The sequence below is a fragment of the Micromonospora sp. NPDC047756 genome (assembly GCF_055587245.1).
Genome location: NZ_JBVJGQ010000003.1, coordinates 266,082 through 278,868, shown reverse-complemented (window position 1 = coordinate 278,868; position 12,787 = coordinate 266,082). Strand labels below are relative to the sequence as shown.

12 protein-coding genes are annotated in these 12,787 nt (G+C 72.0%); 8 read left to right on the top strand and 4 right to left on the bottom strand.

The window, feature by feature from the left end:
- Nucleotides 1-13: 13 nt before the first annotated feature.
- Both ACZ6NZ_RS10730 and ACZ6NZ_RS10725 read left to right on the top strand, forming a co-directional pair.
- Nucleotides 14-160: a hypothetical protein gene (locus ACZ6NZ_RS10730; protein WP_167457721.1), complete on the top strand. Its 147-nt coding sequence runs from the start codon at nt 14-16 to the stop codon at nt 158-160.
- A 49-nt stretch (nt 161-209) separates the two neighbouring features.
- Nucleotides 210-965, top strand: a complete 756-nt coding sequence (locus tag ACZ6NZ_RS10725) for an EcsC family protein (RefSeq protein WP_366612470.1) — start codon at nt 210-212, stop codon at nt 963-965.
- A 17-nt stretch (nt 966-982) separates the two neighbouring features.
- On the opposite strand, the gene ACZ6NZ_RS10720 is transcribed toward ACZ6NZ_RS10725, so the two are convergent.
- Nucleotides 983-1,834: a GDSL-type esterase/lipase family protein gene (locus tag ACZ6NZ_RS10720; protein WP_465857765.1), complete on the bottom strand. Its 852-nt coding sequence runs from the start codon at nt 1,832-1,834 to the stop codon at nt 983-985.
- A gap of 120 nt (nt 1,835-1,954) precedes the next feature.
- The gene (locus ACZ6NZ_RS10715) at nt 1,955-2,548 is read right to left on the bottom strand and encodes an antibiotic biosynthesis monooxygenase (protein WP_465857763.1); all 594 of its coding nucleotides are present in this window, start codon (nt 2,546-2,548) and stop codon (nt 1,955-1,957) included.
- A 158-nt stretch (nt 2,549-2,706) separates the two neighbouring features.
- On the opposite strand from ACZ6NZ_RS10715, the gene ACZ6NZ_RS10710 reads away from it, so the two are divergent.
- The 5 genes from ACZ6NZ_RS10710 to ACZ6NZ_RS10690 are packed head-to-tail and all read left to right on the top strand — an operon-like array spanning nt 2,707 to nt 7,269.
- On the top strand, nt 2,707-2,970 hold the full coding sequence (locus ACZ6NZ_RS10710; RefSeq protein ID WP_091401582.1) for a DUF6343 family protein: 264 nt from the start codon (nt 2,707-2,709) through the stop codon (nt 2,968-2,970).
- Nucleotides 2,971-2,982: 12 nt separating this feature from the next.
- Entirely contained in the window at nt 2,983-4,398 is a 1,416-nt protein-coding gene (locus ACZ6NZ_RS10705) for an NADP-dependent succinic semialdehyde dehydrogenase (protein ID WP_465857760.1), read from the top strand.
- A gap of 42 nt (nt 4,399-4,440) precedes the next feature.
- The gene (locus ACZ6NZ_RS10700) at nt 4,441-5,406 is read left to right on the top strand and encodes a TIGR03885 family FMN-dependent LLM class oxidoreductase (protein WP_465857759.1); all 966 of its coding nucleotides are present in this window, start codon (nt 4,441-4,443) and stop codon (nt 5,404-5,406) included.
- Nucleotides 5,407-5,443: 37 nt separating this feature from the next.
- Nucleotides 5,444-7,015, top strand: a complete 1,572-nt coding sequence (locus ACZ6NZ_RS10695) for a Na+/H+ antiporter (RefSeq protein ID WP_465857757.1) — start codon at nt 5,444-5,446, stop codon at nt 7,013-7,015.
- Nucleotides 7,012-7,269, top strand: coding sequence for a UBP-type zinc finger domain-containing protein (locus ACZ6NZ_RS10690; RefSeq protein ID WP_091401591.1), 258 nt, complete (start codon nt 7,012-7,014; stop codon nt 7,267-7,269). Before ACZ6NZ_RS10695 ends, ACZ6NZ_RS10690 begins: the two co-directional genes overlap by 4 nt.
- A gap of 3 nt (nt 7,270-7,272) precedes the next feature.
- Here ACZ6NZ_RS10690 and ACZ6NZ_RS10685 read toward each other — a convergent pair whose 3' ends face one another.
- The gene (locus ACZ6NZ_RS10685; RefSeq protein WP_465857754.1) at nt 7,273-8,553 is read right to left on the bottom strand and encodes an MFS transporter; all 1,281 of its coding nucleotides are present in this window, start codon (nt 8,551-8,553) and stop codon (nt 7,273-7,275) included.
- A gap of 809 nt (nt 8,554-9,362) precedes the next feature.
- On the opposite strand from ACZ6NZ_RS10685, the gene ACZ6NZ_RS10680 reads away from it, so the two are divergent.
- Nucleotides 9,363-10,019, top strand: a complete 657-nt coding sequence (locus ACZ6NZ_RS10680; RefSeq protein WP_465857752.1) for an HAD family hydrolase — start codon at nt 9,363-9,365, stop codon at nt 10,017-10,019.
- Between the two features lie 67 nt (nt 10,020-10,086).
- Here ACZ6NZ_RS10680 and ACZ6NZ_RS10675 read toward each other — a convergent pair whose 3' ends face one another.
- Entirely contained in the window at nt 10,087-12,696 is a 2,610-nt protein-coding gene (locus ACZ6NZ_RS10675; RefSeq protein ID WP_465857750.1) for a glycoside hydrolase family 9 protein, read from the bottom strand.
- Nucleotides 12,697-12,787 lie beyond the last annotated feature (91 nt).

Below are 12,787 nucleotides of genomic sequence, written 5' to 3'. Positions count from 1 at the left end.
ACAGGAGGACGCCATGTCACTGATGCAGCGGATCACCACGTTCCTGAGATCGCCGAAGGGACAGCAGTTGGTCGAGCGGGGTCGTCGCGAGATGGCCAAGCCGGGCAACCAGCAGAAGCTGAAGGGGTTGGCGGCCCGACTGTCCAACCGCCGTCGCTGACCGTTCCATCGGCCGCCCTGTCCACCGTTTCCACCCCTGGGGAGACCTGGTGACCGACACCCCACCCGTCGGCGGTCAGCCCGCCGTCCCTACTCCGCAGCCGTCCGTCGACCTGCCGGCCGGGCCGGTGGACGCCCCCGAGGGCCCGCCGGCCCGGCTCTGGGACCGGATGCGTGACGACCCGCAGTACGCCCCGGAGCACCTTGCCCTGGAGGCGGTGCGCCGCCTGGGGCCGGAAGCCGTGCAGTGGGCCGCCCGGGCCCGGGCCGAGCACCCCGGGGTGTCCGCCGACGCCCTGGCCGACCAGGCGGCCCGCAAGTTCGTCAACCTGGCCCGGCTGTCCGGCGCGGTCTCCGGCGCGGCCGGGCTGCCCGGCGCCGTGATCGACGTGGGCGTGCTGGCCTGGACCCAGGCGCGGATGGCCCTGCACATCGCTGCCGCGTACGGCGTCGACCCTCTGCACAGCGACCGGGCCACCGACCTGTTGGTGCTCCAGCGGGTGCACAAGGTCGCCGAGAGCGCCCGGCTGGCGCTCGGCGTGGCCGCCGGGCGGGAACGCGCCGACGCGCTCTTCGGTCTGGGCGGCCAGCGTCCGCTGGGTCGGGTCATGCTGCAGCTCGGCGTTCGGCTGGCCCAGATGGCTGGCGTCCGGGCCGCGAAACGGATGGTCGCCAAGATCGTCCCGGGTGCGGCAATCGTGCTCGGCACCTGGGCCAATTCGTCGGCCACAAAGGATCTCGCCCAGCGGTCCCGGGCCCTCTACGGCTCCCGCGGCAACGCCGCCCCGGCGCCGCGCCAACCCTGACGGCCCGTCGTAGGTCGTCAGCTGGCCAGGCCGGAGGCGCGCCAGGTCACCTCGGCGATCCGGCCCTGGCCGGTGGCGTTGGGGTGGAACCAGTCCAGCGGGTTGAGCAGGTCCAGGGTGAAGCGGACCTTGTGCAACGCGCCGCCGTCGTGCCGGCACCGTGATCCGTACGCCCGGCAGGCCGCCTTCAACTCGGCGTTGTAGGCGTCGATCCGGTCCCGGACGGCGGCGCGGCGCGCCCGGTCGGCGGGTGCGGTCGAGGTCGCCTCGGCCAGCAGCGCCGGGCAGATGCCCCGCCGCCACGCGCGGGTGGCCCGTTCGTCGTCGTGCCCGACCTCCCAGAGCCGGTACAGGTCGGGAATGCTCACCACCAGCACCCGGGCCTTGGGCCGGCCGGTCCGCAGGACCTGCAGCCCCTTGTCGACGTCGGCCCGGAACTGCGCCACCGGTGTCATCGCGTCCACCGCGCCCCGACAGACGTCGTTGGCGCCGATCAGCACGGTGACGTAGTCGGCGCGGTCGCGTACCGCCGCCTGGGCCTGACCGGCGAGGGCGTCCGCGCGGGCGCCGGGACGGGCATGGTTGTACGTCCGGTCGCGGATCGCCGAATCCTGTTCGAGCAGCCGCCGGTAGTGGCTCTGCACCCGCAGCCCGTCCCCGGTCGACCAGGAGTTGCGCTCGCAGGAGGTGAGCACCAGGCAGGAGGCGAAGCCGGTGCTGATCGAGTCGCCGAGGGCGGCGATGCCGCCGGGCCCGGTCGGCGGCCTGGTGCTCGTGGTGGGGCGGGGTTCCGCCGAGTTGCCGCCCTCGCAGGCCAGTGCGACCAGCGCCGCGAGACAGGCCAGTGCGGCGACCCAGCGTCGAGGCATGACGTCTCCCGTTCCCGCAGCACAGAGCGACAGCGCGGTAACTCTATGCGCAGGATGTGGTTGGCCGGGAAGTTGCTGTCGGGTATGCGGCAGAGTGCCGACACGGAAGCCGTAGAGGTGCTATGCGTCCCGCCATGGTGCCCGTTGACCGTGCAGCCACCAGTGCAACGCCCGGGTGATCCGAGGCAACACCAGATAGGTCATCAGCGGGGTCAGGCAGAGCGTCATCAGCAGCACCCGGGCCGCCAGCGGCACCGCGTCGAGGAAGCGGCTCGTCAACAGGGTGGCGGTCAGGCTCAGGGGGAAGAACGCCAGCCAGATGGTCACCGCCTGCTTCCAGCGCGGCGGCGACGGGAGCGGGGCCGGCTCCACCGGGTCCACCGAGTGCTCCAGCGGCCGGTCGAACCAGCCCTCGATCCCGGTACGCCGCTCCACCCGGGTGTGCTCGACGATGCCCTGCGCCGAGCTGAGCCACCAGTTCCGCTGCGGCGACTCCTCCCACCGGCGCAGCGTGTCGGCGTCGGCGAAGCGGTAGAGCATGTGCCACTCCGGCGAACCGGGGCCGCTCTGCACCCAGCCGGCGCCGAGAAACCCGGGGAACGCCTCGGCCAGCGCCGTGCCGGCCCGCATCCACGCCACCATCTCGCTGGCCCGGCCGGGGTCGACGCGGCGGGCGATGGAGACGGTCACCGGCACGGCGAGGGTCATTGACATACGCCCATCCTGCGGTCGACCGGGGCTACGGCGCGAACGGATGTAATCGAGCACACCAGCCGAGCGATGCACCGGCCGGTGCGGCACCGGTGCCTGGCGCGACTGACCGAGGTGTCCGAAACCGGTTAACGTCGGCGATCGGGGGTAGCTCCCTGAGCATGACGAGATCGCAGCCCCGGCGCGCCCGTGGGACGGTCGGCCATGCGAACAGCGCGTTGAACCTTCGGCTCACCCTCGCCAGCTTCGGGTTGGTGATCATGGTGCTCTTCGCGGTGCTGGCGTTCTGGGCCGGCATCGCCTGGCTCGGCGTACTCTGCGCGATCTTCGCCGTGGTCGCCGTGGTCGACCTGGTCGTGATCCAGCGCCGCCGCGCCGCCCGCCGCCGCGAGGAGCCGGGCGTACGACACTCGTTGTTCGAGTGACAGGAGGACGGAATGCCCCACATCGCCACCACCAACCCCGCCACCGGACAGGTGCTCAAGACCTATGAGGCGATGTCCACCGAGCAACTCGACGACGCCATCGAGCGCACCGACCTCGCGTTCCACCAGCTGCGGGCGACGACGGTCGACCAGCGCGCCCAGTGGATGAACGCGGCAGCCGACCTGCTGGACGCCGAGCGCGACGAGATCGCCCGGATCATGACGACGGAGATGGGCAAGACGTACGTCGCGGCGCAGGCCGAGGTGACCAAGTGCGCCACCGCCGCCCGCTTCTACGCCGACAAGGCCCCGGCGTTCCTCGCCGACGAGCCCGCCGACGCCGACGCCGTGAAGGCCACCCGGGCGTTCATCCGCTACCAGCCGATCGGCGTCGTGCTCGCGGTGATGCCGTGGAACTTCCCGCTCTGGCAGGTGATGCGCTTCGCCGCCCCGGCGCTGATGGCCGGCAACACCGGCCTGCTCAAGCACGCCTCGAACGTGCCGCAGACCGCGCTGCTGCTGGAGGACGTGTTCCGGCGGGCGGGCTTTCCCGAGGGGGCCTTCACCACGGTGCTGGTCGATTCGGAGGCCGTCGACCACATCCTCAGCGACCCCCGGGTACGCGCCGCGACGCTCACCGGCAGCGAGCCCGCCGGTCGGTCCATCGCCCAGATCGCCGGGCGGGAGCTGAAGAAGACCGTCCTCGAACTCGGCGGCAGCGACCCCTTCGTGGTGATGCCCTCGGCCGACCTGGACCGGGCCGCCGAGGTCGCCACCACCGCCCGCTGCCAGAACAACGGCCAGTCCTGCATCGCCGCGAAGCGGTTCATCGTGCACACCGACGTGTTCGACGCCTTCGCCGAGAAGTTCGCCGCCAACATGGCCGCCTTGCGCGTCGGCGACCCGATGGACCCGAACACCGACGTCGGGCCGCTGGCCAGCCAGCGTGGGCGCGACGAGGTGCACGCCCAGGTGCGCGACGCGGTCGACAACGGGGCGACGGTGCTCTGCGGCGGCGAGCCCCCGAACGGTGACGGGTGGTTCTACCCGCCGACAGTGGTCACCGACCTCACCCCGCAGATGCGGATGTGGGGTGAGGAGGTCTTCGGCCCGGTCGCCGGCCTGTTCCGGGTCTCCTCGTACGAGGAGGCGATCGAGGTCGCCAACGGCACCAGCTTCGGACTCGGCTCGAACGCCTGGACCCGGGACCCGGCCGAGCAGGAGCGCTTCGCCACCGACCTGGACGCCGGAAACGTCTTCGTCAACGGGATGACCACCTCGTACCCCGAGTTGCCGTTCGGTGGCGTGAAGAACTCCGGGTACGGGCGGGAGCTGTCGGCGCTGGGCATGCGGGAGTTCTGCAACACCAAGACGGTCTGGGTGGGCGAGGGCGCCGCCTCGGCCGGCGCGGGGGCACACGCGGAATAGCGCACGCATCAGGCGACGCGGACGTGGGTAGGAAGTGTGCCCATGACGTCGTTCGGGTTTCACGCCTCGCATGAGCAGATCGGTCCACGCGCCCTGTTGGAGGCGGTGATCCACGCCGAGCGCGCCGGCTTCGACGCCGCCATGTGCTCCGACCACTTCTCGCCGTGGAGCGCCCGGCAGGGCGAGTCCGGCTTCGCCTGGTCCTGGCTGGGCTCGGCGTTGCAGGCCACCGGCATGCCGTTCGGCGTGGTCAACGCACCCGGCCAGCGGTACCACCCGGCGATCATCGCGCAGGCCATCGGCACCCTCGGCGCGATGTACCCGGGCCGGTTCTGGGCGGCCCTGGGCACCGGCGAGGCCAGCAACGAGCACATCACCGGCGACGCGTGGCCCCGCAAGGACGTGCGTGCCGCCCGGCTGCGGGAGTGCGTCGACGTGATCCGCGCCCTGCTGGCCGGCGAGGAGGTCAGCCACGACGGTCTGGTCCGGGTCGATCGGGCCCGGCTGTGGACCCGCCCCGAGCAGCCGCCCGCGCTGGTCGGCGCCGCCGTCAGCGTGGCCACCGCCCGGTGGTGCGCCGAATGGGCGGACGGGCTGATCACCGTGAACGCCCCGGTGGAGCACCTGCGCGAGATGATCGACGCGTACCGGGACGCGGGCGGTCGGGGGCCGCTGCACCTCCAGGTGCACGTCTCCTGGGCGCCCGAGCAGGCCCAGGCCGAGGCGCTCGCGTACGACCAGTGGCGCAGCAACGTCTTCGCCCCGCCGGTGTGCTGGGACCTGGAAACCGTCGAACACTTCGACGTGGTCTCCGCCGACGTGCCGGCGCAGCGGGTCGCCGAGGTGGTGAACGTGTCGGCGGACCTGGGCCGGCACGTCGGCTGGCTGGAGGAGTACGTCCAGCTCGGCTTCGACCAGATCGCCCTGCACCACGTCGGGCAGGAGCAGCGCGGCTTCATCGACGCGTTCGGGGCGGAGGTGCTGCCGAAGCTACGCCCGGGCGGCTGATCGAGGTCGAACCGGCGTACCCCTAGGCTCGTACCCCATGGAAAGCCTGTTTCCGGTCGTCGTCTTCCTGGCGATCGCCACCCTGGGTGCTGCGTTGGCCCGCCGGCTCGGCCTGCTCGCGCCGATCGTGCTGGTCGTCCTCGGCCTGGCGCTCTCGTTCGTCCCGGGCTTCCCGCAGGTGCACCTCGAGCCGGAGTTGGTGCTGGTCGGCATCCTCCCGCCGCTGCTCTACGTGGCCGCGCTGGAGACCTCGGTGCCGGCGTTCAAGAACAACATCCGGCCGATCCTGCTGCTCGCGGTCGGCCTGGTGTTGTTCACCGCGTTCGTGGTCGGGTTGGTGCTGCACCTGCTGTTGCCACAGCTGCCGTTCGCGATCTGCCTCGCCCTCGGCGCGGTGGTCGCCCCACCGGACGCCGTGGCCGCCACGGCCGTCGCCCGTCGGGTCGGGCTGCCCCGCCGGGTCGTCACCATTCTGGAGGGCGAGAGCCTGGTCAACGACGCGACAGCGCTGGTGCTGCTGCGGGTCGCGACGATGGCCACCGTCGGCTCGGCCGTCGGCGCCGACAAGATCGCCATCGAGGTGCTGCGGTCCACCGGCGGCGGCATCCTGATCGGGGCCCTCGGGGCGCTGGTGTTCGGCTTCCTGCACCGGCGGATCACCGACCCGCTGCTGGACAACGCGCTGTCGTTGATCATTCCGTTCGCTGTGGTGTTCACCGCCGAACACCTGCACGCCTCCGGTGTGGTCGCCGTGGTGGTCACCGGCCTGGTGCTCGGGCACAAACTGCCCCAGTTGCTGTCGGCGGCGTCCCGGTTGCAGATCGGCGCGTTCTGGCGGCTGGTCCGTTTCCTGCTGGAGGGCCTGGTCTTCCTCCTGGTCGGGCTGCAACTGCGGGAGGTGCTGCACGACCTCGACGAGCCGATCGGCTCGCTCATCCTGATCACTTTCGCCGTGCTGGCCACCGTCTTCCTGACCCGGTTCGTCTGGCTCTTCCCGGCCACCTACCTGGCCCGGCTGGTCCCCCGGGTGCGCCGCCGTGACGCCCGACCGTCACCGAAGTACCCCATCATCATCGGCTGGGCCGGGATGCGGGGCGTGGTCACCCTGGCCGCCGCGCTGGCCCTGCCGCTGACCCTGGCCGGCGGCGAGTCGTACCCCAGGGCGTTGTTGATCTGGCTGGCCTTCGCCGTGATCGTCTTCACCCTGGTCGGCCAGGGCGCCACCCTGCCGATGGTCGCCCGCCGGTTGAAGCTGCCACCGGACGACCCGGTGCAGGACGCGCTCTCCGCGGCCGCCGTGCAGCAGCAGGCCAGCAAGGCCGCCCAGGACCGCCTCGACGAGTTGGCCGACGGCGCACCGGATGCGGTGGTGGACCGGCTGCGCCGAGCGGTGGAGGACCGCACCAACATGGCGTGGGAACGACTCGGCGGCGACGAGCGGGAGACCCCGTCACAGGCGTACGGTCGGCTGCGGCAGGAGATGATCGACGCCGAGCGGGACGTGTTCCGGGCGGCCCGGGACTCCGGTCGGATTCCTGAGGAAGTGTTGGTGCAGGCCTACCGTGACCTGGACCTGGAAGAGTCATTGCTGCGAGAGGTTGAGAAGTGAGCTGTCAGCACCTGACCGAGGCCGGTGCCGCCGAGCCGCGTACCCCCGACGAGTGCGCGGACTGCGTCGCCATCGGCGACACCTACTGGGTGCACCTGCGCACCTGCCTGAGCTGCGGGCAGGTCGGCTGCTGTGACTCGTCGCCGAACCAGCACGCCAGCAAGCACTTCGCCTCCACCGGCCACCCGGTGATCCGCTCGGCGCAGCCGGGTGAGGCCTGGCGCTGGTGCTTCGTCGACGAGGAGATCGGCTGACGATCAGCCCGGGTGTGGTGACCGGCCGGCGCGCTCGCTGCGGTCAGCGCGTGCGGCGTGGTGGGCCAGGGCCCGTCTGGTGAGCGGCGGCACGGCGAGGCCGGTGAGCGCGAGCAACCCCGCCAGCGCCAGCCAGCCGACCGGGCCGCCGTCGATGATCAACCAGGTCAGCAGGGCCGGGCCGGCCGCGCGGACCAGCCCGGCGAGCAGTCCGTCGACCCCTTGGTAGGCACCGAGGGCGTCCGGGGCGGCGAGGTCGTAGGCCAGCGCCGCCCCGGCCCCGGCGTGCCACAGGTCGCCCATTGTGTAGATCACCGTCGCCCCCAGCAGCAGGCCGACCGCCACCGCGGTGGGCACGACAGCGGTAGCGGCCCAGAGCAGCATCCCGGCCGCCAGCACCAGCCCGGCCCGGCGCATGGTCGCCGCCGCCGGCACCGCGTGCCGCGCGCTCCCGCTGAGCCGGACGGCGAGCAGCACGGTGAGCAGCGTGTTGACCAGCAGCAGGGCGGAGACCGTCACCAGAGGCGCATCGGTGTGCGCCACCACCCACAGTGGCAGTACCAGCGTCAACGCCACCTGGTGCACGGAGAGCACCGCCGAGGCTCCCGAGACCGCGAGGAACGGCCCGTCGCGCAACGCCCGGCCGGCTCTCTGGCGCAGGGGCCGCCGGGCCGGCGGGTACGCCGGGAGTCGCATGATCAGCGCCGCCGACACCAGATAGGTGGCGACGTTGCCGACCACCAGCAGCCGGTACGCCCACCCGGTGTCCGCCACCAGCGCGAACGCGGCCAGCCCCGAACCGAGCGCCACGCCCAGGTTGGCCACCGCGCGCAGGGTGGCGAAGGCGTGCACCCGGCCCTCGGGGCCGCCCACCGCCGCGACCAGCGCGGCGCGGACGGCGAGGTTGCCGGAGATCAGCAGAGCATCCAGTGTGGCCACCAGCAGGAAGACCGGGAAAGAACCGACCAGCAGGTACGCGGCGGCGACAACCGCCTGCGCCAGTTGCAGGACGGCGCGCAGGCCCCGGGGGTCACGCCGGTCCGCCAGCCCGCCGAGCGGCACGCTGGCAGTGAGCCCGACCAGGCCGGCGACAGTGAGCCCGAGCCCCACCTCGGTCGGGGTCAGCCCCACCGTGCGGGTGAGGAAGAGCGCCGCGCCCGTCACCCACAGCCCGGTGCCGACCGTGTTGGCGAGGGTGGCCAGCGACAGAGTGCGCAGCCGACCGGGCGGCGGCAGCGGCGAGAGCCACCGCCAGCGGCCGTCGACCCGCGCCGTGGTGCCCACCTCTCGACCGTAGAGGCGACGGGCGTATGTCGATGCCCCACCGGGTGGGGCATCCGTCACAGCCGGCCTGCAGATCGTGCGCCCCCTGGCTCAGCGGCTCGTGGCGTCGACGAGACGTTCGGTGGCGAGGCAGGAGACGAGGCAGCGTTCCTTCGCGTCGCCGCCCAGCCGGGCGGTCCAGTCGGTGAGGCCGCCGTCGCCGATCTCCGCTGACCGGGGCGACAGCGGAGCAGGTGCCGACCGGTACGACCGGTGACAGCTCCACCCCGGCGACGTCGGCGGGCAGCAGTTGCCACATCCGGGCCTCCACCAGCGCGAGCACCCGCGGGTCGGCGCGGGCCGGGCGGACGAAGCGGTCCTCGCGCCACCGCCGTACCACGTCGGACGGACGCGTTGTCGCCGCTCGGTCGCGAGCCACGCTCAACAGCAGACTGCGCAGGTCCGCGCCGGAAAGCCCGGACAGTGCGGCGCGGGACCCGGCCGGCATCGCCGCCCACACCCGACCCTCCGCGCCAGTCAGATCGCCGCCAGCCAGATCATCGTCAACCAGCCCGCTGCCGTCCATGGCGTCACCATGGCTCACTCGGCGCGTCCGTTCCAACGGTTTTGCCGCTCGCCGGTGATTCGTTCACGTCATCAGCTCGACAGCGCCAGCCGTAGACACCTGCTGGCGTGCCCCGAACCGGCCTGGGCGAGGCCACACCGACGCCGCTGTTCCGGGCCACCCACCAAGTGATCATCGAAGCCGGCCGGCTGCGCGTACCCCGTCTAAGCTTCACCGACGGTGTGAGCGTCGACGGGGGACGGACATGATTAAGACTGTCATCTTCGATGTTGGTGGGACGATCCTCGACGAGTCCCACGAGTTCGCTGCCTGGGCCGACTGGCTCGGCGTGCCCCGGCACACCTTCTCGGCGGTCTTCGGTGCGGTGATCGCCCGGGGTCTGGACTATCAGGAGACGTTCCGGGTCTTCCGGCCCGACTTCGACCTCGCCGTCGAGCTGGAGCGCCGGGCGGCGGCCGGCCAGCCGGAGTCGTTCGGCGCGGAGGATCTCTACCCGGACGCGCGGGCATGCCTGACGTCCTTGAAGGACCAGGGCCTGTTCGTGGGGCTGGCCGGCAACCAGCCGGCTCACGCGGCGGCGACCCTGCGCGATCTCGACCTTCCGGTGGACGTGATCGGCACGTCGCACGGGTGGGGTGTGGCGAAGCCGTCGCCGGTGTTCTTCGAGCGGGTCGTCGCCGCGGGCGGTGGTGTCGCGTCGTCGATCCTGTACGTCGGTGACCGGCCTGACAACGACGTGCGCCCGGCCCTGGAGGCGGGCATGAGGACGTGCCTGATCCGACGCGGCCCGTGGGGACACATCCTCGACGCCTCCACGGTGGCCGAACGGTGCCTGTTCCGGATCGACTCGCTCGACGAACTCCCGGGCCTGGTGGCCGAGCACAACGCGGCCGGCGGTTGACCCGCCGGCCGCGCGGAACGCGCTGTCCTGGTGGCCGCCCTTCCCCGGGCGGCCACCAGGACGTCGGTCAGGTCAGCGAGCAGGCTGCCCCGTTGACGGTGACCAGGCCGGGGCTCGGGTTGGCGCCGCCGGCCGTCGTCGCGTTGAAGCCGAACATCACACTGCCGCCGGGTGCGATCTTGGCGTTGTGCGACTCGTTGCGCGCGATCACCGTCGCACCGGACTGGGTGACCTTCGCCAGCCACGCCTCGCGCACCCGCTGGTCACCGGTGAACGCGAAGCGCACGCTCCAGCCGTTGACGGCGGTGGCGCCCGTGTTCTGGATGGTCAGCTGCCCGGTGAACCCGGTGCCGCCCTGCCAGGCGCCGTAGTTGGTGTAGCGCGCCGTGCAGGTGGTGGCCGGCACCGCGCCGGCGTCACCCTGGTCGGCAAGGAACGAGGCGATCCAGGTCAGCGCCGAGTTCCAGTTGATCGCCACCTCGTTCGTCGAGTACGAGTTGATGTCGTCGACGTAGCAGAACATCGGCTCGCAGCCGGCCAGCAGCTTCGCCACGAACGGGTCCTGCAGGGCCGCGTTCGGGCCACCGGCGAGGGAGCCGGCGGGCGGTCGGGGAAGGCTCGGGTTGAGCTGGTGGCCGAAGATCCGGCTGTGCTGGTTCTCCGCGGCGTGCTCTCCCCACCCGGTGACGTAGGAGATGTTGAGCGCGTTGCGGCCGAGGATGTAGTCCATCGCCTGCACGGCCCCGTCACGGTAGGCGACGTTGCGGGTCAGGTCGAAGGCCGTGGCCAGCACCACCGCGTTGTTGATGACGTTGCTGTTGCCGCCCCAGAAGTAGCTGTTGGCGTCTCCGGGCATCGGCAGCCCGTACGCCTGCCGGCGCAGCTCGGCGAGGTACGTGTCGGCGGCGGCCGTGACCGAGGCGCGAACCCGGGCCAGATCGGCGGCGGGCAGACCGTTCGGCACGGTGGCCAGGTCGAGGCGGCCCAACGCGGCCACGCTCTGCCAGCCGAAGCCCCGGGCGTCGAACACGTTCCCGGTGTGGTGCGGTGACGCGGTCAGGTCGGCCAGGTAGTTCTGCGCCCCGGTGGTCAGGTACAGCTCGGCCGCCGCCCAGTAGAACTCGTCGGTGACGTTGCTGTCGTCGTACGCGCCGCCGCCGGTGCCGTCGGTCGGGCTGGCGTACACCGCCGGGTGGGCCTTGGCCGCGGCGTAGGCGGTCTTCGCGGCAGTGCCGCAGCGGGTCGCGAACGCCGCGTCGTAGGGGGCGAAGAGTCGGGCGCACTGGGCCGCGGTGGCGGCCATGTTGAGGGTGGCCGCGGTCGACGGCGGGTGCAGCTCGCGAGGCTGCGGGTCGTCCTGCGGGGACAGCGGCAGCCCGGTCCAGTTCTGATCGTGGATCTTGTGGTGGACCATGCCGGCGAGCGGCTTGCCGGCGGGCACCTGCATGCGCAGCAGGAACTCCAGCTCCCAGCGGGCCTCGTCGAGGATGTCCGGCACGGCGTTGCCGCGCTCGGGCACCCGCAGCGTGCTGTCGCCGAGTTCGGCGCCGCCGTTCGCGGTGGCCGCCGTCTTGGTCCGCTCGAAGGTGTTCAACAACTGGTAGGTGGCGATGCCGCCGTTGACCACGTACTTGCCGTGGTCGCCGGCGTCGTACCAGCCGCCGCGCACGTCGAGGGAGTAGTCGCAGACACCCGGCTGGCAGGGCACATTGGTGTCGCCCTGGTTGGGTGCCACGCCGAGGTGACCGGCGGGCCGGGCGTACTCGTCGCCGATCAGGTCACCGTCGATGGCGATGCCGCTGCGCTGGGCGTAGAAGAACTGCAACGAGTCGGAGCGCAGCTGGTCGTAGAGGGCGCCGGAGATGTCGAACGGGTGGCTGGTCTCACCGTCGACGGTGAGCGTGAGCCCGGTGCCGGGGGTGCGGTAGCTGGAGAAGTCGACAGTCTGCACGTTCTGCCCGGAGGCGGCGTCGACGCCGCGGGCGGTGGTGGTGCCACTGGCCACGACGGTTCCGGTGGCGTTGCGCAGCTGCCAGGGCAGCGCCGTGGTGGCCTCGGTGACGACAGTGGCGTTCTTCGGGCCACCGGGCAGGTAGCCGACCTGGTTGACGCGCACCCGTGGCCCGGTGTCCGGCACGTACGGCTCGGGCGGTTCGCCGCCGCGCAGCGAGACGTCGTCCAGGCAGATGGTCTGCGCCTGGGCGGCCCCGCCGACCTGGAAGATCAGCTGAGCGTTGGGGTTGTCGTCCGGAACGGTGAAGGTCTGCTCGACCCGCTGGAGGGTGGCGGTGGCGGTGGCGTCCACGGCCGCGTACGTGGTGTACGGGGCGCTGCCGAGCTGCAACACGGCCTTGACCGCGGCGCCGGGAGTGGCGGAGACGTCGAAGCCGAGGGTGTATTCGGCACCGGCGATCAGCGGCACGCCGTCCTGGCCGATGCCGGCGTCCCATGGATTGGCCAGCCCGCCCGCGACAGTGGTGCAGAGCTGGCCGTCGGTGACCGCCAGCGCGCCGGTGCCGAAGGAGAACCAGGGGCTCACCCCCTCGCTGAAGTCGCCGTTGTCGATCTGCTCGGGGGCGTCCGGTGGTGGGTCGGCGTGGGCCGCGCCGGCGCCCGCGCCGGTGAGGGCCAGAGTGGTCGCCGCAGCCAGCAGGAGGCGGCGTCGGGATGGCGTCACGGGAGTCCTTCCGGGACGGGAAGCGGGACAGTGGTGGTGGCACGAGCTGGGAAAATTCTGGGAGCGCTCCCAGGTGTCTGCTCGATGTTTC